We start from the raw sequence: 23,281 nt of genomic DNA, 5'->3' as shown, positions 1-23,281 counted from the left end.
ACCTACGGCCGCCGCGCGGTCCAGACGGTGAAGACGCCGGCTGCGACGATCAGCAGCACGCCGACGGCGGCCTGGGGCCGAGGCACGTCGCCCCAGATCGCGTATCCCAGTAGCAGGGCCCAGACGATCAGGCTGTAGCGAAAAGGTGTGATGACCGAGAGATCGACGCCGCGGCAGGCGACGATGAGCGCGAAGTTGCCCAGCGCCGCGCAACCCGCCGCCGCCGCGAGCATGCCGAGCTCGTACCGCGTGAGCGTGGTCCAGCGTTCCACGAGACCCAGCAGCAGGCCCGCGAGGCACACAGCGAGCGTGGTCGCGACCGCAATGGTCGACGAGGGGATCGTGGCGGGGATGCGCCGTGTCACCAGGTCGCGCGCGGCCAACGAGGCGGCACATAACAGCGCACAGGCAAGACCGGCCGCGGGGACATCCAGCCGCGCGGCCGGCTGGATGACCAGCAGGACGCCACCAAATCCCGCGGCAGCAGCCAACAGACGCCCACCACGCCAGGGCTCCCACCGCAGCGCCATCGCCGTGGCGGCGATCATCAGTGGCGCGGTCATCATGAGCGTGCTCACAGTGGCAAGCGGCGCCAGCGACAGGGCGACCACGGAGGCGAGGGCCGTCGTGACCTCGAGTCCGCAGCGCACCCCCACGAGCGGGCGTAGTGCCGTTCGCCAGCTACCGCGCGTGCCCCGCGCGATGGCCAGGACGAAGATGGTCGCGAACGAACCGCGCACGGCAAGAACCTGTCCGGGCGGCAGGCTTTGCGCGGCCAGCTTCACGAAGACATCGTTGAAGACGTAGCAGCCCATGGCCACCAGCATGAGCAGGATCCCCCGGCGATTGGCCTGTGCGCTAGACATTGGCGGACGGTGGCGGCGTCGGGGTGGTGTGCGGAACCATAGGGTCGGATGGCGGCTCCGGGAGCACCGAAGCGCCTGTGACACTTGCATCCACGCCCCTCCCTGGCCGCGTGCCGAGCGGCGCACCGCAGCGCCTGAGAACATCCCACAGCGCCTGTGCCTTCAGCACGATCTCCTCGACTTCGGCATCGGGATCGGACATGGCGACGATGGCACCGCCGGCACCGATGGAGATCCGGCCGTTGGCCGATACCAGCGTGCGGATCACGATGTTGAGCTGGGCCGCGCCGTCGAGCGACAGATAGCCGATGCTGCCAGAGTAGATGCCGCGCGCGGCATCTTCGAGTTCGTCCAGGATCCTCATCGTGCGCACCTTGGGGGCGCCAGTCATGGAGCCGCCGGGGAACGCGGAGCGCACACAGTCGACTGTTCCGAGGTCGGCACGCAACCGGCCGCGGATTGTGCTGACCAGCTGGTGCACGGTGGCATAGGTCTCGACCGCGAAGAGGCTCGGTACGTGAACGCTGTCGACTTCGCAGACCCGGTTGAGGTCGTTGCGCAGCAGATCGACGATCATCAGGTTCTCCGCACGGGTCTTCTCGTCGGCGACCATGGCGTCCGCGATCGCCTCGTCTTCGGCCGGCGTCGCGCCGCGCGCCGCGGTCCCCTTGATGGGCTTCGATTCCACCTCTTGTTCGCCGGAGATGCGCAGGAAGAGTTCGGGCGAGGCGCACAGCACGGCATAGCCGCCGATGCGCAGGTAGGCCGCATAGGGCGCCGGATTGTGCTTGCGCAGGACCCGATAAACCTCCAGCGGTCGGATGCGGCCTTCTCCGATCAGTTGGTTCGTGAGGCAGACCTCGTAGGTCTCGCCCTGAAGGATCTCGTGCTGGCAGCGCAGGATGAGATCCCGGTAGGTCGCCAGGTCCACCCGCCAGGCCAATGAATGCAGCTCGCGGGCCGCGTCCGCGCCGTCTTCGGGCCCCGCCGCCTGTGCGGCTTGCAGCCGCTCGCGCACGGCCTGCATCCAGCGCCGATTCTCATTGCATGGCGCGTCCTCATCGAGGCAGACGATCCATACCTGCTGCTCGAGATGATCGAAGGCAAGAAAGCGGTCGGCGAGGATCCACATCGCGTCCGGGGTGTCCGCGTCGTGGGCGCGTGCACCGTCGAGCTCGCGCTTGAGTTCGTAGCCGAAGTAGCCTATGAAGCCACAGGCGAAGTCGAAAGGGAGTTTCGGGCCCGCCGGCGACTGGCCCGGGAGGTGGTCGCGCAGGTAGTCGAAGATGCTCTCGTCGCGCACCTGGACGACGTCGCCCCGGCGCACCATCAGTTCGCGGGGCGCGGTGCGGTAGTTCAGTACCTGGGAGCGCGGACCGCTTGCATCGCCCATGAAGGAGAAGCGCGCCCGCCCGGCTTCGGCGAGGCTGCTGTCCAGCCAGAAGGCGCATTCGCTGTGAGCGAACGTGCTCATGAACACGGCCTCGGCATCGGCCGCGGTGTCGATGCACTCCGCGTGCAGCGACAGCGCCTGCAGACCTTCAAGGTGCAATGCGGGTCCGAAGCGATCCCGTGCCTCGCGTCGCGGCGCCTGCGCGAGCCATTCCAGCGTCAAGTCCCTGAAGTTGCGCAGCAGCCGCGCGCCGAATTCGGTGCAGATCGACTCCGGATGGAACTGCACCCCCCACCAGGGCAGCGAGACGTGGCGCAATCCCATCAATGTGCCGTCGGACGTCCAGGCGAGCGGCTCCAGGGATGAGGGAAGCTGCGTGACCGCGAGGGAGTGGTAGCGCACCGCCTCGAAGCGGTCTGGAATGCCGGCGAAGAGATCGCGCTGCGCGTGCGACACGCGATCGAGACGCCCGTGCATCGGCCGCACCGCCAGATCGACCCGAGCGCCGCAGTGGTGGGCGATGGCCTGGTGGCCGAGGCAGACGCCGAGCACGGGTTTGCGGGAACGCTGCAGCGCATCGGCCGAGATGCCGAGGTCGGCGCGTCGCTGCGGACGCCCGGGCCCCGGCGAGATCACGATGTTGTCGAAGTGCATGCGCTCGACCTCGTCCCAGTGCATCTCGTTGTTGCGCAGCACGATCGGCGGTTCGCCGTTGCACGCCGCCAGGTACTGGTAGAGGTTGTAGGTGAACGAGTCGTAGTTGTCGATCAGCAGCGTGCGCATGGGATGCTCCTTGGCGGTAGGCAGAGCTGTGCATCGTTGAAGATCCGTGTCGGCGTCGCAACTGCGCAATGTGCTAGTTGCTCGGCGTGGGCAGCTTGCCGAAGGGGGGCGCTGCAGGTCCCTGGTAGATCAGGGGTCACTCATCTTTTGCCCTGAACCCGATCGCGGTGAGAAGGAACGTTGCTCATGCGGTCTCACTGCGCGACGCTTCTCGTCTCATGGCCGGTGCACGAACCCAATATTGCAGTCTGCTCCGGCGCTCGCCGTCAGCCTGCGGCCAAGACGGGTTCGATCGACAAGGCCACAGCCGATACGCGGACGCTTCGACAATGCGCGGGTGATGACTGCGGCCGTCGTGAGCAGAAAAGTTGCGGATCGATCTGCCTACCGCACGGCGGTGTCAATCGAGGTCATGCCGAGCGATGCCTGCTCGAACGAGATGAAACACGCTGGCGCAGGGCGCGCTCTTCCCGCGACCTTGAGCCACCTGCGCCGGTGATGTTCCATGGGTCGTTGCCTGAGCGAGAAGGTGCGTCGCAGGCGGAACGAGCCGCCTTCGCGCGAGTCCCGGCTTCCTCGAACACACGTCCCGTGGACTTGTGCTGGGATTGCTTCTGTCACTGCTTGCCAGCGCGTGTGGAGGGGAGCAGAGACGGTCATTCCATGCCCGCTTCGGGACGCACAGCCAAGCTGGTTCCGGGCCAGCACAGGTCTGATGCAGCGATGAGGAGTTTTTGGAAGCGAGACGCCGCGCGCCATCAGGCCGGCCATCCCGTCAGTTTTCAGAGGCCTCTCAAAACTCATAGTTGTCTAAGGTGGCACCTCGTCGCACGCTAGAAGCAAATCCATGCGGAAGACGATTTTGAAAAGAGGCTGCCGCTGGGTTGAACAGCGAGCCCTGCGCAGTGCACTTTCACTCTTGTCTGGGCACTGGTTCTGCTTCTATTCGGCTCTTCAAGCGAGGCACTTCATCTCAATCAATGCGCGGCTTGAAAGCACGGCACCGATAAAGGATCTGTCATGCAACTCGAACACCGCGTTAACGCTCGCGACCTTGTTCCACAGACTGTCGGCGCACCCGCGTTCTTTCGCATGGCCGATGTGATACGCATCACCGCACTGAGTCGCACCACTGTGTACCGAAGAATTGCTGGAGGAAAGTTTCCCCCTCCCGTGCACCTGGGCGGGCGCGCTTGTGGTTGGCCGCGCGCGGCGATTCAGCGCTGGATCGATGATCCGGAGGGTTACGCGAATGCCGCACTCACGCACACGCGTCGAGTGAGTTGAATGTACGGACGCGATCCGGTGCCGGGCGCTGCGCGTGAAGGGCGCAGTCGCCCAAATCGCCTGCATCAAGGCATCGGCGTATCGCTCCCGAGGCCTCGACGTCGTTCTGAGAGATGAACGTCTTGCCGAGGCGCGACTAAGCTACCTTGAGCGCCAGGATTTGCGCGCTTGCGGCAAGTTGACCCAGGTAGTCCGCCCAGCGCTGCATCATGTCCTTGCGCTTGTCCATGAACTCCGCGCGGTCGTAGGCCGTACCCAGCGGCCCGCTCTTTCCGTGGGCAAGCTGTGCCTCGATGACGTCGGGCGAAATGCCGTGCAGTTGCTCCGCCATGACCGTGCGGGCCATTGCGCGAAAGCCGTGGGCGGTCATTTCGTCGTTGGTGTAGCCGAGCCTTCGCAACGCCGCGTTCACGGTGTTTTCGCTCATGGGGCGTTCTCCAGTGCGGATGCTGGGGAACACGTATCGGCCATGTCCGGTCAATGGCTCAATTTCCTCCAGCGTCTGCAGTGCCTGCTTCGCCAGCGGCACGAAGTGGGGGCGGCCGTTGAGCTTTTCATGGAGCCTGCGCTTCATGTCCTGCGCCGGGATGGTCAGCATCGCCTTTTCGAGGTCGATCCAGGCCCATTCCATCGCACGGATGTTGCCGGGGCGCTGGAAGAGCAGGGCGGACAGGAGGAGGGCGGCGCGGGTGATCGGCTGCCCGCTGTAGCCGTAGATGGCGCGCATCAACTCGCCTACCTTTTGCGGCTCCAGAACGGCGGCCATGCTCTTGGTGAGCACCGGCCGGAGCGCCCCGTGCAGGTCCGGCGCCGGATTGCTTGCGCACCGGCCCGTCTGCACACCGTACCGGAACACCTGTCCGGCGCATTGGCGCAGGGTGTGGGCCGTCTCGATGACGCCTCGGCCCTCGATGCGCTTGAGCGCGTGCAGAAGATCCTTGGCCCGGATCGAGGCGATCGGCAGCTTGCCGATGTAGGGGAACAGGTCCTTGTCCATGATGCGCAGCCAGCGCTCCGAATAGGACGCGCTCCAACTGCTGGCCTTGGTGGCGTGGAATTCCCGCGCCAACGCTTCGAATGTGTTGGCTGCGTCCACCGCTCGGGACATCTTCTCTGCGCGCTTCGCGAGGCCGGGATCGACGTTGTCGGCAAGCAGTTCGCGGGCCTTGTCGCGCCGCTGTCGAGCCTTCGCGAGCGATACCGCAGGGTAGACGCCCAAGGCCAGCGTCTTCGCCTTGCCGTTGAACCGGTAGTCCATGCGCCAGTACTTGCCTGCCGATTTGACGCGCAGGTACATGCCGCCACCGTCCGCGTAGCGCTCGCCGATCTCAGCGCCCTTGTGCTTCACTTGCCTCACGAAAGTGTCTGTCAGCATTGGGTTTTTCTCCTTGCTGTCGGTACCTGGTTTTGACAGCAGGGCAAATACCTGCAGAAGTACCGACAAAGTACCGACAAGACATGCTATGCCCCGATCTGTCGTGGAGCAAAGAAAAACCCGCTTCTCCTCGAAGGAGAGCGGGTTTCGGGACGACTTGGAGAGGTTCGGGACTGGAAATTGGCCTGCCCGGAGGGGATCGAACCCCCGACAACCTGCTTAGAAGGCAGGTGCTCTATCCAACTGAGCTACGGGCAGATTCCGGGCTGGAGGCAAGCCCGGAAAATCAACGACTTAGATGCTTTACCTTCAGTCGGCAGCGGCGGATTCTACCGAGTTCCGCGCCTTGACTCGCGGGGCGGGACCGTAGTTCGAATCCGTGCGGGAGCCGAATCGGGTTTGATTGGGGGAAGTCTAATTTCGTAGTCAGCGAGGGTCTGACCGAATCCGCGTGGCGCCAAAGCTGCGCGAGTGGGTTGAACACACTGTTCAGCACGTTTCTTGAGCGTTACATTCCATGGAACTATCAAGGGCGATATGAACGAAGATGGTCAAAAAGCACTGCCATTGCTTTACCTGTCGGTTTCAGGGAAATTCCTTATCGCGTTAATTGGTGCCACCGCGTGGATGGGATTTTCAATATGGGCTGCGGAGGCGTGGCTGGCCGATTTGAAGAATTACCTCGGTGCCGTGCTGGCCATTTTCCTGGTATATGGAATTGCCATTATTCCGGGCTTCATGAATGCCTTCATGGCCATAAGCCTGCTGCTCGACAAGAGGCCGACGCATTCCCCGCTGTCTGTCTATCCCCCGATTTCAATTCTGGTGGCCGCTTACAATGAGGAAGCCTCCATTGAGGAGACGCTTGCCAGCATCGGGCGCCAGAATTATCCCGGCGAACTGCAGGTTCTCGTGATCAATGACGGATCCACGGACAACACTTCTCTTGTTGTTCAGCGAATCAAGGATCAGTACCCCTGGCTCACCTTCGTCGATCTGAAAAAAAACGGAGGCAAAGCCCGGGCCCTGAATATCGGATTCAAGGAAGTCTTGCACGACCTGGTTGTTACCGTGGATGCCGACTCTTTTCTGTACCGAGGAGCCCTCGCCAGTATTGTCGAGCGTTACCGGGCCGATCCACCCAATACCCGGGCCGTCGCAGGAAAGATCCTGGTCCGGAACTCGAGGCAAAATTGGATTACCCGCTGCCAGGAATGGGACTATTTTCACGGTATCGCAGCAATCAAGCGGGTGCAATCGCTGTTCCAAGGCACATTGGTTGCGCAGGGTGCGTTTTCCATTTACGACCGGGCCGCGCTGATCGAGGTTGGAGGGTGGCCTGAGTGCGTGGGAGAGGACATCGTGCTGACGTGGGCCCTGCTGAAAGCCGGGTACCGGGTGGGTCACTGTGAGGATGCGTGCTTGTTTACCAATGTGCCCAGCACCATCAGGCAGTTGGTCAAGCAGCGCCAGCGATGGGCACGCGGCATGACCGAGGCCTTTGTCAAGCACCCGGGAATCCTCTTCAAACCCAGGTTGTCGACATTTTTCATTTATTGGAACCTGGTATTTCCATGGCTGGATCTGGCATACACCATCGGATTCATTCCAGGAATCATATTCGCGCTTTTCGGTTATTACTGGATTGTGGGCATAATGACGCTCGCGCTGATACCGGCGGCATTCGCGTTGAGTCTTCTGATGTTTTCAATCGAACGCAGAATGTTCAAAAAAACGGGCTTGGTCGTGCGAAAAAATATCCAGGGCTTCTTCGTTTATGTGCTCTTGTACAGCCTGCTGCTGCAGCCCGCCAGTATTCTCGGATATCTGGATGAGCTGTTCAGAAAGCCCAAGGCCTGGGGGACGAAATGATGGGGGCATTGAGATATTCCATTGCCGTCCTCTCTGGGGCCGTGGTGCTGGCTGGACCCTGTAAAGCCGACGAAGAAAAAGGCAAGGAAAAACCAAGCGACATGGCTTTTGGCACGGAATTTTTCCTGACCAGCGACAGCGACAATTTTCAATCGAGGAGGGTGTCGGCCGAATTCTTCCCCGCTTTCGAGAATGCCGATCGCTACCTGGGTTTTCGTCTCTCCGACTACCAATACAAGCAAAATAGCTGGCAAAGGGCCGGAAAGAAGATTTCATTTCTAGCCCGTTCGATCGAATCCAGGACTGGCGATGGAGGGGCCCTGGAGGCCGGCCTGTTTCAGCAGGGAGGACACACGCTGCTGACACTGGACGGCAGTTACCGCATGTCACCCACGAAGAGTACCGCGGTGGAGTTTCTCGTAACCCGCGACTGGGTGGAAACTCCGAAGTCCCTGGACCGCGGGATCGATTTTTCGTTTGTCGGGGTTGCCGTGGACCAGGGGCTGGGAAGCCATTTGACCCTGGTCGGACTGCTGGGGCAGCAATATTTTTCGGACGGCAACCGACGGGACCATGCCCGCCTGCGGCTGATCTATCAGCCGTCACTCGATCTGGGGCTGACCTTGCAGGCGCGCTATCGAACGTACCGAAGCACCCGTGAGGACGTGGACAGAGCCTATTTCAATCCGAAGAGCTACAGCGAGTCGATGCTGGCGATCGGCTGGCGGCACCGCTTCCAGGGATGGACGGCTTCCCTGACGGCGGGGCTTGGCAATGAGACGATCAATCACGATTTGAATCAACCAACGAGATTGTTCGACCTGAGCCTTCAAAGTCCGGTCAGGGGCTCGCAGGTATTTCGTTTTGGCGCGGGCTACAGCCGCAGCACTACCTTTTCGGGGCCCAGCTACCACTACCGATACCTGCGCGGCGAATGGGTGGTCCTTTTTTGAGCGCAAGGCCCGCACCCGAAGTGAACACTGCCGACGGCATACAGGGACACCATCACGCAGAAACGAAAATGCGGACAGCCACTTGAGTGACTGTCCGCATTGCGTTTTCTATGGTCGGGGCGAAAGGATTCGAACCTTCGACCCTCTGGTCCCAAACCAGATGCGCTACCAGGCTGCGCTACACCCCGACAAGCCTTTGATTCTAGCCCGGATATTGGCTCTTCTCGGACTTCTCAGCGTTTCTCGTACTGCGTCTTGCCAAAAAGAATCTCGCGCTCCTTGTCGCCGGTGATCGGCTGGCGCAGGTCGGCCAGCACTTTCACGCCGCGCTGCACGGTGGGGCGCGCGGCGATGCCGTCGAACCAGGCCTTCAGGTGCGGAAACTCGGTGAGGGTGATGCCCTGGTTCTCCCAACTGCGAAGCCATGGAAAGATTGCAATGTCGGCAATCGAATAGCTCTTGCCGGCAATGAACCTGTTTTTCGACAACTGCTTGTCGATCACGCCGTACAGGCGCTTGGCTTCGTTGCTGTACCGGTCGATGGCATAGGCGATCTTCTCGGGTGCGTACAGGCGGAAGTGGTGCGCCTGGCCGAGCATGGGGCCGACGCCGCCCATCTGGAACATGAGCCACTGCAGCACGTCGTAGCGTTCGCGATCGCCGGTGGGCAGAAACTTGCCGGTCTTGCCCGCAAGGTAGACGAGGATGGCGCCCGATTCGAAGAGCGAGATGGGTTTGCCATCGGGACCGTCGGGGTCGGTGATGGCGGGGATCTTGTTGTTCGGGCTGATCTGCAGGAACTCGGGCGCGAACTGATCTCCCTTGCCGATGTTCACGGGGTGCGCGTGGTACGGCAGGCCGCATTCCTCGAGCATGACGTGAACCTTGTGGCCGTTCGGCGTGGGCCAGGAATAGACCTCGATGGGTGATGCGGGCATATCTACTTGCACTCCGTGATGTGATGCGAGCCCGGCAGCATATACGCGGCCTTTCGAACGCGTGCGGGGCGCAAGTGTTTGGCCTGGCTTGGCGGATGGATGCGCGCCTCAAGCCACGGCCGAGGCCTGCGACAGGTGCTGATGGATCAGCGCGACCGCGGCCGCGCCCTCGCCGATGGCGCCGCCCACGCGCTTGACCGAACCCGATCGCACGTCGCCCACGGCGAATACGCCCGGCACGCTCGATTCGAGCGCCGCGGCCGGCCGCGCCGGAAAGCCGCTGCTCGCGGCGGCGCCGGTGAGCACGAAGCCGTGCTTGTCGACGGCCACCCCGCAGCCTTCGAGCCACGAGGCTTCGGGCTCGGCGCCAACGAACAGGAAGATGTTGCGCGCCGGGCAGTCATGTTCGGCGCCGCTGGTGTGACAGCGCCATGTCGCTCCGGTGAGGCCTTCGTCGGAGTCGCCGTGCAGGCGTACGAGCTCGGTGTGGGGCTGCAGCGAGATGTTGGGTGTGGCCTCGATGCGATCGATCAGGTAGCGCGACATGCTGGCGGCCAGCGACGGGCCGCGCACGAGCACGTTGACCTTGGCCGCGTGGCGCGACAGGAACACCGCCGCCTGTCCCGCCGAGTTGCCGCCGCCCACCAGCGCCACCTCTTGCTGCGCGCAGATCTTCGCCTCGATGGCCGAGGCCCAGTACCAGATGCCGCGGCCTTCGAATTCGGCGAGACGCGGTACTTCGGGACGCCGGTAGCGCGCGCCGCTGGCAATGACGACGGTGCGCGCATGGATCGTGCGGCCATCGGCCAGGGCAACGGCCAGGCTGTCGAGGGCGTTGTCGCGCGAACAGTCGAGCGACACCACCTTGGCTGGAATCAGCATCTCGACGCCGAACTTCTGCGCCTGCACGAAAGCCCGGCCCGCCAGCGCTTGCCCCGAGATGCCGGTCGGAAAGCCCAGGTAGTTCTCGATGCGCGCGCTCGCGCCCGCCTGGCCGCCGAAGGCGCGGCAGTCGAGCACGATGACGCGCAGGCCTTCGGAGGCCGCATAGACGGCGGTGGCGAGCCCTGCCGGCCCGGCACCGACGACGGCCACGTCGAACAACTCGTTGCGCTCGGCGGTGTCGACCATGCCCAGGCAGCGCGCGAGCGCGTCGTCAGCCGGGTTGACCAGCACCGAGCCGTCGGGGCACACGGCCAGCAGCTTGCTGGCGCCGTATTGCGCAAGCAGCGCGGCGGCGTCGGGGTCTTCGGCGGCGTCGACCAGGTGATATGGATAGCCGTTGCGGCGAAGAAAGTTCTCCAGCCGTGCCATGTCGGGCGACTGCGGCTGGCCTATCAGCACCGGGCCGCTGGCGCCGGACTCGATCAGCGCCACGCGCCGCAGGATCAGCGCGCGAGTGATGCGCTCGCCCAGGTCGGCTTCGGCCACGAGCAACGCGCGCAACTGCGCGGGGGAGACGAGCAGCGCCTCGACGTCTTCGTCGGCATGGCCATCGACCAGGGCGGGGCGGCCGCTCAACTGGCCGACTTCGGCCAGGAATTCGCCCGGCCCCTGCCGCACGATGGGCACGACGTGGCCAAGGCCGTCGCGCTGCGTGACGGCTACCACGCCCTTGAGCAGCACGAACATGCCGGGACCGGTTTCCCCGGCGGTGAAGAGCCGGCTGCCGCGCGCAAACTGCTGCACGGTGCCGAAGCGCGCAATGCGCGCAATCTCGGTGTCACTGAGGACAGGAAAAGTCTGGTGAAGGCGGTTGCTGTCGGTGCCGTTTGCGTCGAGGGCCATGTGGGGAAACTCCATGTCGCGAATCCACTGCATTAAACGACGAAGCGGCGCGGCGCAACACCGTCATGCGGCTGCAATCTTCCTGACACGCGCGCTTCATGGCAGGTGCGGAGACTCCCTCGGCAGAAAGGGTTCCCCATGAAAGAACTGCCCAACCCGACGTTTCCGCTTTCACAGATCGGGCTGCGCGCGGCCTTGTGGCCCGCTCCCGCAACCGGTGTGCCTGCCGTTGCCCGCACGTCGGTGCCCCAGGCGCCTGCTGTCATCCTGCCGCCGGTTGCCGATACCAAGCAAGGCATCACCGTGGGCTGGGCCCGTCACCTGGACGACGTGCGAGCTGCCCAGCGCCTGCGCTACGACGTGTTCGTCGGCGAAATGGGCGCCCGGGTCTCCTCGCCGCTGGCCGGCCACGACATCGACCTGTTCGACGATTTCTGCGAACACCTGCTGGTGCGCGACGAGCTGACGCAGCAGGTCATCGGTACTTACCGCGTGCTCACGCCGGCCCAGGCCCGCCGCGTCGGCAGCACCTACAGCGACACCGAGTTCGACCTCACCCGCTTGCGCGACCTGCGCGAGCGCATGGTCGAGCTGGGCCGCAGCTGCGTGCATCCCGACCACCGCCAGGGCGGCGTGATCCTCGCGCTGTGGGGTGCACTGGCTGGCTTCATGCATCGCAACAAGCTCGACACGATGATCGGCTGCGCGAGCATTCCGATGTCACACAACGGTGTCACGAACGGCGACGCGGCGGCCAGCATCTGGCGCCAGGTGTCGGCCAAGCACCTGGCGCCGATCCAGTACCAGGTGCAGCCCCGCCTGCCGCTGCCGGTCGAGCGTCTCGACAGCACGCTCGACGTGGAGCCGCCGGCGCTCATCAAGGGCTACCTGCGGCTGGGCGCCAAGGTGCTCGGCGCGCCGGCCTGGGACCCGGACTTCAACGCGGCCGACCTGCCGATGCTGATGCGCATCGACGATTTGCCGGCGCGCTACCGCAAGCATTTCCTGGGCGCATGAAGCCGGCGGCTGCCCCGTCCCACAACGGGTTGCCCGCCCTGTCTCCGGGCATGATGGAGCCCCACAAGACGGCGGCGGTGGCGTCACGAGAATGTCATGAGAGCGTCACAAATGACATCGACACTGTCATATTTCCGCCTACGTGTGCTCCCGTGCCGCTTGCTCCAGAATCAGTGCCCATGTCACTCGCCCCCGCAGACCGGTCGCCAGCCGTCGCGGCGCCCACGTTCACGCTGCTCGACCGCGACCACAGCATCCTGTCATTCAATGAAAGGGTGCTCGACTGGGCCCATCGGCCCGAGGTGCCGCTGATCGAGCGGCTGCGCTACCTTTGCATCGTGTCTTCCAACCTCGATGAGTTCTTCGAGGTTCGCGCCGCGCCGCACCTGATCGCGGGCAGCGCCGGCGACCGCAAGGGCGTCTACACCGTCGAGTCGTTCGAGCGGCTGGCCGAAGCGGCACACAAGCTCGTGGCGCGCCAGTACGCGCTGTACAACGACGAGTTGATGCCGACCTTTGCCACGCACGGCATCCACATCATTTCGCACGGCGAGCGCAATCCGGCGCAGCGAAAGTGGGTCGGCGAATACTTCGAACGCGAGGTGCGCCCGCTGCTGATCCCGGTCGGGCTCGACCCGGCGCATCCGTTTCCGCAGGTGGCCAACAAGTCGCTCAACTTCATCGTGCGGCTGGGTGGCAAGGACGCGTTCGGGCGCGAGAACCCGATCCAGATCGTGAAGGTGCCTCGCGTGCTGCCGCGTCTGATCAAGATGCCGGCCAAGGTGTCGGACGGCAAGACGCTCTTCGTGGCGCTGTCGAGCGTGGTGCGTGCGCACCTTGCCAGCATGTTCCCGGGGCGGGAGGTGGGCGATTTTTCGCAGTTCCGCGTCACTCGGCATTCCGACCTGGCAGTGGACGAGGAAGACGTGAAGAACCTGCGCACCGCCTTGCGCCAGGGGCTGCAGCATCGCCACTACGGGCAGGCCGTGCGACTGGAGGTGTCGGCGAGCTGCGCCGAGTCGCTCGCGAGCTTTCTGCTGGCGCAGTTCAACCTGCCGCTGCAGTCCCTGTACCGCGTGCACGGGCCGGTCAACCTGGCACGGCTCACGCAATTGGCCGACTTGCTCGAGGAGCCGCAGTTGCGGTTTCCGCCATACCCGGCGTCGTACCCGGTCACGCTGTCGCCGGCGCAGTCGTTCTTCGAGCGACTGCAGCGCGGCGACGTCCTGATCCACCAGCCCTTCGAGAGCTTCGAGGGCGTGCTTGCGTTCCTTCGCGAAGCGGTGCTCGATCCGCATGTACTGGCGATCAAGCAGACCATCTATCGCACGGGTACCGATTCCGAACTGATGGACCTGTTGCGCGAAGCGGTGCGCCGCGGCAAGGAAGTCACGGTGGTGGTGGAGCTGAAGGCACGCTTCGACGAAGAGGCCAACATCAACTGGGCCGAGATGCTCGAGTCGATCGGCGCGCAGGTGGTGTACGGCGTGGTCGGCCTGAAGACCCACGCCAAGATGCTGCTGGTGACGCGGCGCGAGGGCAAGCAGATGCGCCGCTACGGCCATCTGTCCACGGGCAACTACAACCCGCGCACGGCCAGGCTCTACACCGACATCAGCCACCTCACGGCCGACCCGCTGCTGACGGCCGACATGGAAGCGGTGTTCGTGCACATGGCCAGCCAGAGCCGGCTGCCCAGACTCAACCGCATGTGGCTGGCGCCGTTCGACCTGCACAAGAACATCACCGCGCAGATCGATGCGCTGGGCATGGCCGCTGCGGCAGGCCACCCCACGCGCATCGTCGCCAAGATGAACGCGCTGACCGACGAGGAGATCATCGCCTCGCTGATCCGCGCGGGACAGAAGGGCGTGAAGATCGACCTGATCGTGCGCGGTGCGTGCACGCTGCCCGCGCAGGTGCCAGGGCTGACCGACAACATCCGCGTGCGCTCGGTGATCGGGCGCTTCCTGGAGCATTCGCGGGTCTTCTATTTCCGCAACGGCGAGGACGAGTCGCTGTACCTGTCGAGTGCCGACTGGATGAACCGCAACATGATGCGGCGTATCGAACTCGCTTGGCCCGTGACGGACGCCGCGCTGCGCCAGCGGCTGATCGACGAATGCCTGGTGGCCTATCTGCACGACGGGCGCGATGCCTGGGACCTGGGTGCAGACGGCATCTACACGCGCGTCGACCACGACACGCATCCGGGCGAGGACGGCGTGGCGCGCGCCATCGAGGCTCATGGTGCGCAGTCTGCGCTCATGAACCGCTATGCTTCACGAGGGCATCTGCGCGATGCATCCAGCAACTGACGCACGAAGGACCATGACCATGGACTTGATCTTCTGGCGCCACGCCGAAGCCGAGGACTGGACCGAGGGCTGCGACGACATGCAGCGCTCGCTCACCCCGCGCGGTGAGAAGCAGGCCAAGCGGATGGCCGGCTGGCTGGACCGCCAGTTGCCCGACGGCACGCGCATCATCTGCAGCCCCGCGCGGCGCTGCGAGCAGACCGCGCTGGCCCTGGGCCGCAAGTACAAGCTGCGTTCGGAACTCGCGCCCGACACCACGCCCGAGGCGCTGCTCGGTGCGGCCGGCTGGCCCAACGGCAAATCGGTGGTGCTGATGATCGGCCACCAGCCCTCGGTGGGGCAGGCCATCTCGCTCCTGCTCGGCCTCAAGCAGGACAGCTGCCCGGTGCGCAAGGGCGCGCTGTGGTGGATCCGCACGCGCGAGCGCGACGGCGACGTGCAGACCGTCGTCGTCACGGTGCAGTCGCCCGAGCTCATCTAGCCCCCCGGCCTGCCGCTTCCGGGCAGGCGCTTTGTCATGGTTGCAGACCGAGTGGGGCGGGGCGCTTGTCTCCCTGGAAAAGGGGCGCACCGCTCATGTGCGCAAGCGGCGCAATTTCTACAGTGACTCCACGGCAGTCCGCTTGGCCCCGATGAGGGGAAAGGCCATTGCCAGTCGGCCACCTCACTGGGGAACACGCATGAAACTGCTCAACCTCTCGCCAAGAAGCTTCACGAACCTGCTGCGGGAAAGCGCAGGCATGTCGTTGAAAACGCTGACTCCCCTGCTTGTTGCCGCAGCCCTTGTGTCAGGGTGCGCGACGGACACGCCCCCGCCTGCGCTGCAGGCCCGCCACGATGCCGCCCGGTCGGTGGCGAAGGTCGAAATCATCTACAACCAGGAGGACGAACTGATCGTCGTGGATGGCGGTGGTTCGGGGCTGACGAGCTTTGCCGGGTTCCTGGGGCCTATCGGCGCGCTGCTGGCACTTGGCATCGACACCAACAGCCGGATGACGACGGCCGACCGCACGGACCGGCGCAGCAAGGAGTTCACGGCTGCGGTGAGGAACAGCGGTGTGCCCATGGGGCTCAACAGCTATTTCGCAGAGCGGCTGGCGGCGCGCCTGCGGGACGGCGGCCGCGAGGTGAAGCTGACGCCTTTCATGCGCGCGACTGGAAAGCTCCCCGAGATGCAGGTGCCGGAACTCCAGCCGACCCCCGGCTACAGCACGTTGATCCTGCGGATCACGACTGCTTATGGGGCATCCGATGCGACTTCGAGCTTCAAGCCCATCGTGGCGGTCGAGCAGTTGCTGAGAGACGAGCATCAGGCTGTCCTCTACCAGGCAAGCCATACCTCCGATTTGAGTCAGCCGACCTACTTCCGGTATGACGGCCTGCTCAATGACCCCGCGGTTGCCCGGGAAGGGCTGAGGCAAGGGCTTGCCCAGGTCGTTCAGCCTGCCTATGCCGGCATGTTCGGGGACGACGAGCCTCGCATGGCCCATGTGGCAGCCGGTCGGACGGTTGGCCCCGATCCCAAGTAAAGCGGCTCAGGCCCCGCTGAGTTCCACGCGCCAGGTGCTGGTCTTCTGCCAGGCCTGCACTTCTTCGCGCAGGAGGTGTGCGGACTGCGGGTAGGCCTCGGCCCAGTCGGGCGCGCAGGCAATCGTGAAAGCCCTGGCGCCCAATGCCGCGAGATGCAGCGCGAGCGGATCGGGATCGCGGCGTGCATGGCACAGGATGATCGCGAGCCGAAGCGACAGCAGCTGCATGACGAAGGTCTCGTCGTCCAGCGCGATTTCGAGCTTGCGCAGCTTGCCGCGCTGGCCTAGCACCAGCTGGCCGAGCGCGTGCATCTCGTTCACCGCGAAGCCGGGCGCGTCGGTGTTGTCGAGGATGTAGGCGCCGTGCTTGTGATAGTCGCTGTGCGAGACCAGTGTGCCGATCTCGTGCAGCTGCGCCGCCCAGCCCAGTTTGCGCAATGCGCGGCCGGCGCGGCTCGACGTGCTGCCGCCGCGCGCGGCGGGGGAGAGCTGCACGAACAGCGACGCGGCCGTTTCGCCCACGCGCTTGGCCTGGGCCGCATCGACCGAAAACCGGCTGGCCAGACGGGCCACGGTGGCCGTGCGCATGTCGGCCACGCTCTCGTCGCGTTCCAGCAACTCGTAGAGCACGCCGTGGCGCAATGCACCCTGCGCCACCTTCATCTCCTCGATGCCGAGCAGGTCGAACACCGCGCGCAGCACGCTCACGCCGCCGCCGATCACGGCCTTGCGATCCTCGCGCATGCCGTCGATGCGCAGCTTGTCGGCGCTGCCGGCCTTGAGCAAGCGGTCGAGCAGCCAGTCGAGGCCTTCGCGGGTGACCAGGCCCGATTCGGCGCCCGCGGCAGCGAGCACGTCGCCGACCGCGCCGATGGTGCCCGAGGCGCCGTAGGCCACGTCCCACTGGTCGCGGGTGTAGCTGCCGAGCGCATCGTCGAGCACGGCCTTGGCGGCCACTTCGGCGGCGCGGAAGGCTGCGGGCGTGAACTGGCCCTCGGCGAAGTGCTTCATCGACCAGGCGACGCTGCCGACGCGGTACGACTCGACCAGTTCGGCCTCGAGCGCGTGGCCGATGATCATTTCAGTGGAGCGCCCGCCGATGTCGACCACCAGCCGGCGCTCGCGCTCGGATGCGTCGGTGTGCGGGAGCATGTGCGCCACGCCCTGATAGATGAGGCGGGCCTCTTCCCGGCCCGGGATCACGTCGATGCCGAAGCCCAGGATGGTGCGTGCACGCAGCAGGAACTCTTCGCGGTTGCGTGCTTCGCGCAGCGTTTGCGTGGCTACGGCTCGCACCTGCGAGCGCTTGAAGCCGGCCAGCCGCTCGCCGAAGCGAGCGAGGGCGTCCCAGCCGCGCTGCATGGCTTCGGTGGTGAGGTTGCGCGCGCTGTCCAGTCCGTTGCCCTGGCGCACGGTCTCCTTGAGGTATTCGGTGCGGTGGATCTGGCCGTGATCGACCTGTCCGATTTCGAGCCTGAAGCTGTTCGAGCCCAGGTCGACTGCTGCGAGGCGGGTGCCGTTTTGCATGTGGTTCCGAGAAGAAGGCGGGTGTCTTGTTGTGTTTGATCGTAGCGCCGTGACAGAGCGCGCAGCCTCCAGATTCGCGCGACAGCGAGGTTCGCAAGGCTAGGCGCGGACCATGACGGTTGCGTGACAGCGTCACATGGATCGCGGGGGAAACGAAGGCATTTTCCCTCGACAGAGAGGTGTCACACCGATGTCACACAAGCTTTCTAGAGTCCGTTCAAGCCCAAAAAAGGGACTACTTCTTACTTCTAAAGGAAGCTTCATGAAAACGACGTTCAAATTTGCAACAGCCGGCCTGGTGGCCGCGGTGTTCTCCATTTCCGCCTTCGCCCAGGACGTGACCGGCGCTGGCGCCAGCTTCCCGGCACCGCTGTACGCCAAGTGGGCGTCCGACTTCAACAAGGCCACCGGCGTCAAGATCAACTACCAGTCGGTCGGCTCGGGCGCCGGCATCAAGCAGATCGAAGCCAAGACCGTCGATTTCGGCGCTTCGGACGCTCCCCTGAAGGACGACGAACTGCAGGCCAAGGGCCTGATGCAGTTCCCCACCGTCATCGGCGGCGTGATCCCCGTGGTCAACATTCCCGGCATCAAGCCCGGTGAGCTGAAGCTCAACGGCCAGGTCTTGGGCGACATCTACCTCGGCAAGGTCACCAAGTGGAACGACCCCGCCATCAAGGCGCTGAACGGTTCGCTGAACCTGCCCGACGCCGCCATCGCCCCGGTTCGCCGCGCCGACGGCTCGGGCACCAGCTTCCTGTTCACCAACTACCTGAGCAAGGTCAATGCCGAGTGGAAGAGCAAGGTCGGCGAAGGCACGGCCGTGAACTGGCCCACCGGCGCGGGCGGCAAGGGCAATGAAGGCGTCGCAGCCTTCGTGAACCGCCTGCCCAACTCGATCGGCTACGTCGAGTACGCCTACGTCAAGCAGAACAAGATGACGTACGCCCAACTGCAGAACGCCGCCGGCACCTTCGTGTCGCCCGACGACTCGGCCTTCAAGGCCGCCGCCGCCGGCGCCGACTGGAACAAGAGCTTCTATCAGGTGCTGACCAACCAGGCCGGCAAGGATGCATGGCCCATCACCGGTGCCACCTTCATCCTGATGCACAAGGTGCAGGACAAGCCCGCCAACGCCACTACCGTGCTCAAGTTCTTCGACTGGGCCTACAAGAGCGGCGACAAGACGGCCGACGACCTCGACTACGTGCCGATGCCCGACGCCGTGAAGGCGACCATCGCCAAGGCATGGGGTGAAGTGAAGGATGCGTCGGGCAAGGCCGTCGCGTTCAAGTAATCCACCCATCAGTCCAGAAGAACGGCGTGTCCATGAGCAAACCCTCGCTCCAGGACGCGCCGCTCTCGTCTTTGCCGGAGCGACCTGTGTCATCCACCTTTCCCGCCGCTGCCACCTCCCTCGACCTTGCGGCCGAGCGCGGTCGTGCCACCGCCCCTCCGCCGCCCGTGAAGGCAGCGCGCTCCGGCCCGATGGCCGACCGGCTGTTCGGCTGGGCCGCCAAGGGCGCCGCGTTGCTGACGCTCGCGATGCTCATCGGCATCCTGCTGTCGCTGATCGCCGGCGCCTGGCCCGCCATTTCGAAGTACGGCCTCGGCTTCCTCACGAGCAGCGTGTGGGACCCGGTCAAGGACGAGTACGGCGGCCTGGTCATGATCTACGGCACGCTGGCCACCTCGATCATCGCGCTGGTGATCGCGGTGCCCGTGAGCTTCGGCATTGCGCTCTTCCTCACCGAACTTTCACCCAGCTGGCTCAAGCGCCCGCTGGGCACGGCCATCGAACTGCTGGCGGCGGTGCCCTCCATCGTGTACGGCATGTGGGGCCTGCTGGTGTTCGGGCCGATCCTTTCCACCTGGGTGCAGCAGCCGCTGCAGAAGCTGCTGGGCGGCGTGCCTTACCTCGGCACACTGGTCTCCGGCCCGCCGGTGGGCATCGGCATTCTGTCGGCCGGCATCATCCTGGCGATCATGATCATTCCGTTCATCGCCTCGGTGATGCGCGACGTGTTCGAGGTCACGCCGCCGCTGCTGAAGGAGTCGGCCTACGGTCTCGGCTCGACCACTTGGGAAGTCGTCTCCAAGGTGGTGCTGCCCTACACCAAGGCCGGCGTCATCGGCGGCATCATGCTCGGCCTGGGCCGGGCGCTGGGTGAAACGATGGCTGTCACGTTCGTGATCGGCAACATGAACCAACTCAACTCGCTGTCGGTGTTCGAGGCTGCGAACAGCATCACCTCGGCACTCGCCAACGAATTCGCCGAAGCCGGCGCGGGCCTGCACCAGGCTGCTCTGATGTACCTCGGCCTCGTGCTGTTCTTCATTACCTTCGTCGTGCTGTCGCTCTCCAAGATGCTGCTGGCCAAGATGAAGAAGAGCGAAGGAACCAAATCGTGAGTACCGCTCAAAACCTCTTGAACGCCAAGGCGCTTGCCGAAACGCGCCAGGCCCGGTTCGCTTCGCGCAACCGCGTCAACAAGATCGCGCTCACGCTGTCGCTCGCTGCGATGGCTTTCGGTGTGTTCTGGCTGGTGTGGATCCTCTGGGAAACGCTGCGCCAGGGCGTGGGCGGCCTGGCCATCGCCACCTTCACCGAGATGACGCCGCCGCCGAACGAGGTGGGCGGCATCGCGAACGCGATCTTCGGTTCGTTCGTGATGGTGGCGCTGGCCACCTTCGTGGGCACGCCCATCGGCATCATGGCCGGCATCTACCTGGCCGAGTACAACCCCAAGGGCTGGCTCGCATCCGTCACGCGTTTCGTCAACGACATCCTGCTGTCGGCGCCGTCGATCGTGATCGGCCTGTTCGTCTATGCCGTGGTGGTGGCCTATTTCAAGACCTTCTCGGGCCTGGCCGGTGCGCTGGCGCTTGCACTGATCGTGATCCCGGTGGTCATCCGCACCACCGAGAACATGCTGCAGCTGGTGCCGCCGGGCCTGCGCGAAGCGGCCTACGCGCTGGGAACGCCGAAGTGGAAGGTCATCCTGAGCATCACGCTGCGCGCTGCACGCGCCGGTGTGGTCACGGGCGTGCTGCTTGCTGTGGCGCGCATCGCGGGCGAAACCGCGCCGCTGCTCTTCACCGCTCTGAACAACCAGTTCTGGACCGCCGACGTGAGCCAGCCGATGGCCAGCCTGCCGGTCACGATCTTCAAGTTCGCGATGAGCCCGTACGAGAACTGGCAACAGCTGGCATGGGCCGGCGTGTTCCTGATCACGATTGCCGTGCTCGCCCTCAACATCCTGGCGCGGGTCCTGACGCGCACCAAACACTGAATCCAGAAGAAGACAACATGCCAAACACCGTCGCACAACAACCGTCGCGCTCGAAGATCTCGGTCAAGGACCTGAACTTCTACTACGGCAAGTTCCACGCGCTCAAGGGCATCAACCTCGAGATTCCCGAGAACAAGGTCACCGCTTTCATCGGCCCCTCGGGCTGCGGCAAGTCGACTCTGCTGCGGACCTTCAACCGCATGTTCGAGCTCTACCCGGAGCAGCGTGCCGAAGGCACCATCGCCCTGGACGGCGAGAACCTGCTTACCTCCAAGCAGGACGTGGCGCTGATCCGCGCCAAGGTCGGCATGGTGTTCCAGAAGCCCACGCCGTTCCCGATGTCGATCTACGACAACATCGCCTTCGGCGTGAAGCTGTTCGAGAATCTCTCGGCCAGCGAAATGGACGACCGCGTCGAGTGGGCCCTGAAGAAGGCCGCCCTGTGGACCGAAGTGCGCGACAAGCTGCAGCAAAGCGGCTCGGGCCTCTCGGGCGGCCAGCAGCAGCGCCTGTGCATTGCGCGCGGCATCGCGATCAAGCCCGAAGTGCTGCTGCTCGACGAACCGTGCTCCGCGCTCGACCCGATCTCCACCGCGAAGATCGAGGAACTGATCGCCGAGCTGAAGAATGAATACACAGTGGTCATCGTGACGCATAACATGCAGCAGGCCGCCCGCTGCAGCGACTACACCGCCTACATGTACCTCGGCGACCTGATCGAATTCGGTGCGACGGAACAGATGTTCTTCAAGCCGCAGCGCAAAGAAACCGAGGACTACATCACCGGCCGTTTCGGCTAAGGAGACACCATGACCGAGAAACACCTTTCCAGCCAGTTCGACAGCGAACTCAACGGCGTCTCGTCGCGCGTGATGGAGCTCGGCGGCATGGTCGAGTCGCAGATTCACCAGGCTGTGTACGCGCTGCTGCAGTTCGATACCGAAGCCGCCGACCGCGTGATGGAGACCGAGCACCGCGTCAATGCGATGGAAATCGACATCGACCGCGAGCTGTCGTCCATCATCGCGCGCCGCCAGCCGACCGCCCGCGACCTGCGCCTGCTGATCGCCATCAGCAAGACCACCGCCAACCTCGAGCGCGTGGGCGACGAGGCCAACAAGATCGCGCGCATGGTCAAGTCGATCATCGAGAGCGGTGCGGCCCGCCAGCTGCCGACGACCGAGCTGCGCATCGCGGCCGACCTGGCCTCGGGCCTGCTGCGCACCGCGCTGGACGCCTTCGCGCGCCTGGACACGGCCGCGGCACTGTCGATCCTGAAGGACGACGACCTGATCGACAAGGAGTTCGACGGTTTCGTGCGCAAGCTGGTCACCTACATGATGGAAGACCCGCGCACCATCTCCGCCAGCCTGGACCTGTTGTTCCTGGCCAAGGCCATCGAACGCATCGGCGACCACGCCAAGAACATTGCCGAGTTCATCATCTACATCGTCAAGGGCGCCGATGTGCGGCACACTTCGATGCAGGAAATCGAGTCCGCGCTTCAATGACAAACCCCCAGGCTTGCCCACTTCGTGTGGCCGCCAATCCCCTTGCAGGGGGCAACGCCAGCGGCCCGGCAAAGCCGGTTCCGCGACGTTCGCTGGAAGGGACCGGGGCGACCATCAAGTGAGCAGATAACATGAAGAAACCCCGAGTCCTGATCGTCGAAGACGAGTCCTCGATCGCCGAGCTGATCGCCGTCAACCTGCGCCACAACGGCTTCGAGCCGATCTGGTCTGAAGACGGTGCGGCAGCACAACGCGAGATCGACGCCTTCCTGCCGGACCTGATCCTGCTCGACTGGATGCTGCCGGGCCAGAGCGGCCTGCAACTCGCGCGCCAGTGGCGCAAGGACCCGCGCACCAAGGCCATCCCGATCCTGATGCTGACCGCGCGCGGCGACGAGCCCGACAAGGTGGCCGGCCTCGATGCCGGTGCCGACGACTACATCACCAAGCCTTTCTCCACCCAGGAGATGCTGGCCCGCATCCGTGCGGTGCTGCGTCGTCGGGCGCCGGAAGTGGTGACGGAGCGCGTCGAGATCGGCGAACTGGCGCTCGACACCTCCACCCACCGCGTGACCTGGCAGGGCGGCGCGCTGAAGGTCGGGCCGACCGAGTTCAAGCTGCTGGCCTACCTGATGCAGCATGCCGAGCGCGTGCACAGCCGCGCGCAGCTGCTCGACAAGGTGTGGGGCGACCACGTCTACATCGAGGAGCGCACGGTCGACGTGCACGTCAAGCGCCTGCGCGAATCGCTGGGTGCGGCGGCGCCGATGGTCGAAACCGTCCGCGGAGCGGGCTACCGGCTGACCGCCCAAGTCACGGTTTGACCGCAGT

At 64.6% G+C, this 23,281-nt stretch carries 19 protein-coding genes and 2 tRNA genes; 13 read left to right on the top strand and 8 right to left on the bottom strand.

Annotated features, from left to right (window positions below):
• Positions 1-2: 2 nt before the first annotated feature.
• Both AC1DFC_RS17980 and pabB read right to left on the bottom strand, forming a co-directional pair.
• A complete protein-coding gene (locus AC1DFC_RS17980) occupies positions 3-866 on the bottom strand; it encodes a DMT family transporter (RefSeq protein ID WP_478179700.1) in 864 nt (287 codons plus the stop codon).
• A complete protein-coding gene (gene pabB, locus AC1DFC_RS17975) occupies positions 859-3,042 on the bottom strand; it encodes an aminodeoxychorismate synthase component I (RefSeq protein ID WP_478179699.1) in 2,184 nt (727 codons plus the stop codon). The genes AC1DFC_RS17980 and pabB overlap by 8 nt, the downstream gene beginning before the upstream one ends.
• Positions 3,043-4,062: 1,020 nt before the next feature.
• On the opposite strand from pabB, the gene AC1DFC_RS17970 reads away from it, so the two are divergent.
• The gene (locus tag AC1DFC_RS17970; protein ID WP_478179698.1) at positions 4,063-4,329 is read left to right on the top strand and encodes a helix-turn-helix transcriptional regulator; all 267 of its coding nucleotides are present in this window, start codon (positions 4,063-4,065) and stop codon (positions 4,327-4,329) included.
• Between the two features lie 136 nt (positions 4,330-4,465).
• Here the strand turns inward: AC1DFC_RS17970 and AC1DFC_RS17965 are convergent, their stop codons facing one another.
• Together AC1DFC_RS17965 and AC1DFC_RS17960 are read right to left on the bottom strand one after the other, a co-directional pair.
• On the bottom strand, positions 4,466-5,704 hold the full coding sequence (locus AC1DFC_RS17965; protein WP_478179739.1) for a tyrosine-type recombinase/integrase: 1,239 nt from the start codon (positions 5,702-5,704) through the stop codon (positions 4,466-4,468).
• A 181-nt stretch (positions 5,705-5,885) separates the two neighbouring features.
• Positions 5,886-5,962 (bottom strand) — tRNA-Arg (locus AC1DFC_RS17960).
• 279 nt (positions 5,963-6,241) lie between these two features.
• Between AC1DFC_RS17960 and AC1DFC_RS17955 the strand changes: the two genes are divergently transcribed.
• Positions 6,242-7,576, top strand: coding sequence for a glycosyltransferase family 2 protein (locus AC1DFC_RS17955; protein WP_478179697.1), 1,335 nt, complete (start codon positions 6,242-6,244; stop codon positions 7,574-7,576).
• The gene (locus AC1DFC_RS17950) at positions 7,576-8,529 is read left to right on the top strand and encodes a porin family protein (protein ID WP_443260864.1); all 954 of its coding nucleotides are present in this window, start codon (positions 7,576-7,578) and stop codon (positions 8,527-8,529) included. Before AC1DFC_RS17955 ends, AC1DFC_RS17950 begins: the two co-directional genes overlap by 1 nt.
• A 111-nt stretch (positions 8,530-8,640) precedes the next feature.
• On the opposite strand, the gene AC1DFC_RS17945 is transcribed toward AC1DFC_RS17950, so the two are convergent.
• The 3 genes from AC1DFC_RS17945 to AC1DFC_RS17935 all read right to left on the bottom strand — a co-directional run bounded on the left by AC1DFC_RS17945 (position 8,641) and on the right by AC1DFC_RS17935 (position 11,255).
• Positions 8,641-8,717, bottom strand: a tRNA-Pro gene (locus tag AC1DFC_RS17945).
• 45 nt (positions 8,718-8,762) lie between these two features.
• Positions 8,763-9,467: a glutathione binding-like protein gene (locus tag AC1DFC_RS17940; RefSeq protein WP_478179696.1), complete on the bottom strand. Its 705-nt coding sequence runs from the start codon at positions 9,465-9,467 to the stop codon at positions 8,763-8,765.
• 108 nt (positions 9,468-9,575) lie between these two features.
• On the bottom strand, positions 9,576-11,255 hold the full coding sequence (locus AC1DFC_RS17935; protein ID WP_413313109.1) for an FAD-dependent oxidoreductase: 1,680 nt from the start codon (positions 11,253-11,255) through the stop codon (positions 9,576-9,578).
• Positions 11,256-11,393: 138 nt separating this feature from the next.
• Between AC1DFC_RS17935 and AC1DFC_RS17930 the strand changes: the two genes are divergently transcribed.
• The 4 genes from AC1DFC_RS17930 to AC1DFC_RS17915 all read left to right on the top strand — a co-directional run bounded on the left by AC1DFC_RS17930 (position 11,394) and on the right by AC1DFC_RS17915 (position 16,119).
• Positions 11,394-12,272 (top strand): GNAT family N-acetyltransferase, encoded by an 879-nt coding sequence (locus AC1DFC_RS17930; protein ID WP_478179695.1) that lies wholly within the window; start codon positions 11,394-11,396, stop codon positions 12,270-12,272.
• Complete coding sequence (gene ppk1 / locus AC1DFC_RS17925) at positions 12,269-14,590, top strand: polyphosphate kinase 1 (protein ID WP_007836641.1); 2,322 nt, start codon at positions 12,269-12,271, stop codon at positions 14,588-14,590. Before AC1DFC_RS17930 ends, ppk1 begins: the two co-directional genes overlap by 4 nt.
• A gap of 19 nt (positions 14,591-14,609) precedes the next feature.
• Positions 14,610-15,071 (top strand): SixA phosphatase family protein, encoded by a 462-nt coding sequence (locus AC1DFC_RS17920; protein WP_413313111.1) that lies wholly within the window; start codon positions 14,610-14,612, stop codon positions 15,069-15,071.
• Between the two features lie 199 nt (positions 15,072-15,270).
• The gene (locus AC1DFC_RS17915; RefSeq protein ID WP_478179694.1) at positions 15,271-16,119 is read left to right on the top strand and encodes a hypothetical protein; all 849 of its coding nucleotides are present in this window, start codon (positions 15,271-15,273) and stop codon (positions 16,117-16,119) included.
• 6 nt (positions 16,120-16,125) lie between these two features.
• On the opposite strand, the gene AC1DFC_RS17910 is transcribed toward AC1DFC_RS17915, so the two are convergent.
• Complete coding sequence (locus AC1DFC_RS17910) at positions 16,126-17,646, bottom strand: Ppx/GppA phosphatase family protein (RefSeq protein ID WP_007836646.1); 1,521 nt, start codon at positions 17,644-17,646, stop codon at positions 16,126-16,128.
• 262 nt (positions 17,647-17,908) lie between these two features.
• Between AC1DFC_RS17910 and pstS the strand changes: the two genes are divergently transcribed.
• From pstS to phoB, 6 genes are all read left to right on the top strand, one after another.
• A complete protein-coding gene (gene pstS, locus AC1DFC_RS17905) occupies positions 17,909-18,943 on the top strand; it encodes a phosphate ABC transporter substrate-binding protein PstS (RefSeq protein WP_413331447.1) in 1,035 nt (344 codons plus the stop codon).
• 32 nt (positions 18,944-18,975) lie between these two features.
• Complete coding sequence (gene pstC, locus AC1DFC_RS17900; protein ID WP_007836648.1) at positions 18,976-20,058, top strand: phosphate ABC transporter permease subunit PstC; 1,083 nt, start codon at positions 18,976-18,978, stop codon at positions 20,056-20,058.
• Positions 20,055-20,939 carry a phosphate ABC transporter permease PstA gene (pstA, locus tag AC1DFC_RS17895; RefSeq protein WP_007836649.1) on the top strand — a complete coding sequence of 295 codons (885 nt, stop codon included), beginning with the start codon at positions 20,055-20,057 and terminating at the stop codon, positions 20,937-20,939. The genes pstC and pstA overlap by 4 nt, the downstream gene beginning before the upstream one ends.
• Before the next feature lie 17 nt (positions 20,940-20,956).
• Positions 20,957-21,739 carry a phosphate ABC transporter ATP-binding protein PstB gene (gene pstB / locus AC1DFC_RS17890; RefSeq protein WP_007836650.1) on the top strand — a complete coding sequence of 261 codons (783 nt, stop codon included), beginning with the start codon at positions 20,957-20,959 and terminating at the stop codon, positions 21,737-21,739.
• A 9-nt stretch (positions 21,740-21,748) separates the two neighbouring features.
• A complete protein-coding gene (phoU, locus tag AC1DFC_RS17885; RefSeq protein WP_007836651.1) occupies positions 21,749-22,450 on the top strand; it encodes a phosphate signaling complex protein PhoU in 702 nt (233 codons plus the stop codon).
• Positions 22,451-22,581: 131 nt separating this feature from the next.
• Positions 22,582-23,274: a phosphate regulon transcriptional regulator PhoB gene (gene phoB, locus AC1DFC_RS17880; RefSeq protein ID WP_007836652.1), complete on the top strand. Its 693-nt coding sequence runs from the start codon at positions 22,582-22,584 to the stop codon at positions 23,272-23,274.
• Positions 23,275-23,281 lie beyond the last annotated feature (7 nt).

This window comes from Variovorax sp. 10L421 (genome assembly GCF_056395365.1).
The sequence above is the reverse complement of the archived record's forward strand: the minus strand, read 5'-3'. Positions and strand labels throughout refer to the sequence as shown.

Excerpts from the sequence above, each read along its gene's own strand:
- phoU (WP_007836651.1), top strand. The coding sequence starts at position 21,749 with ATGACCGAGAAACACCTTTCCAGCCAGTTCGACAGCGAACTCAACGGC.
- AC1DFC_RS17965 (WP_478179739.1), bottom strand. The coding sequence starts at position 5,704 with ATGCTGACAGACACTTTCGTGAGGCAAGTGAAGCACAAGGGCGCTGAG.
- AC1DFC_RS17950 (WP_443260864.1), top strand. The coding sequence starts at position 7,576 with ATGGGGGCATTGAGATATTCCATTGCCGTCCTCTCTGGGGCCGTGGTG.
- AC1DFC_RS17920 (WP_413313111.1), top strand. The coding sequence starts at position 14,610 with ATGGACTTGATCTTCTGGCGCCACGCCGAAGCCGAGGACTGGACCGAG.
- AC1DFC_RS17955 (WP_478179697.1), top strand. The coding sequence starts at position 6,242 with ATGAACGAAGATGGTCAAAAAGCACTGCCATTGCTTTACCTGTCGGTT.
- pabB (WP_478179699.1), bottom strand. The coding sequence starts at position 3,042 with ATGCGCACGCTGCTGATCGACAACTACGACTCGTTCACCTACAACCTC.
- pstS (WP_413331447.1), top strand. The coding sequence starts at position 17,909 with ATGAAAACGACGTTCAAATTTGCAACAGCCGGCCTGGTGGCCGCGGTG.
- AC1DFC_RS17915 (WP_478179694.1), top strand. The coding sequence starts at position 15,271 with ATGAAACTGCTCAACCTCTCGCCAAGAAGCTTCACGAACCTGCTGCGG.
- AC1DFC_RS17935 (WP_413313109.1), bottom strand. The coding sequence starts at position 11,255 with ATGGCCCTCGACGCAAACGGCACCGACAGCAACCGCCTTCACCAGACT.
- AC1DFC_RS17970 (WP_478179698.1), top strand. The coding sequence starts at position 4,063 with ATGCAACTCGAACACCGCGTTAACGCTCGCGACCTTGTTCCACAGACT.
- phoB (WP_007836652.1), top strand. The coding sequence starts at position 22,582 with ATGAAGAAACCCCGAGTCCTGATCGTCGAAGACGAGTCCTCGATCGCC.
- AC1DFC_RS17980 (WP_478179700.1), bottom strand. The coding sequence starts at position 866 with ATGTCTAGCGCACAGGCCAATCGCCGGGGGATCCTGCTCATGCTGGTG.
- ppk1 (WP_007836641.1), top strand. The coding sequence starts at position 12,269 with ATGAAGCCGGCGGCTGCCCCGTCCCACAACGGGTTGCCCGCCCTGTCT.
- pstB (WP_007836650.1), top strand. The coding sequence starts at position 20,957 with ATGCCAAACACCGTCGCACAACAACCGTCGCGCTCGAAGATCTCGGTC.
- AC1DFC_RS17940 (WP_478179696.1), bottom strand. The coding sequence starts at position 9,467 with ATGCCCGCATCACCCATCGAGGTCTATTCCTGGCCCACGCCGAACGGC.
- AC1DFC_RS17930 (WP_478179695.1), top strand. The coding sequence starts at position 11,394 with ATGAAAGAACTGCCCAACCCGACGTTTCCGCTTTCACAGATCGGGCTG.
- pstC (WP_007836648.1), top strand. The coding sequence starts at position 18,976 with ATGAGCAAACCCTCGCTCCAGGACGCGCCGCTCTCGTCTTTGCCGGAG.
- AC1DFC_RS17910 (WP_007836646.1), bottom strand. The coding sequence starts at position 17,646 with ATGCAAAACGGCACCCGCCTCGCAGCAGTCGACCTGGGCTCGAACAGC.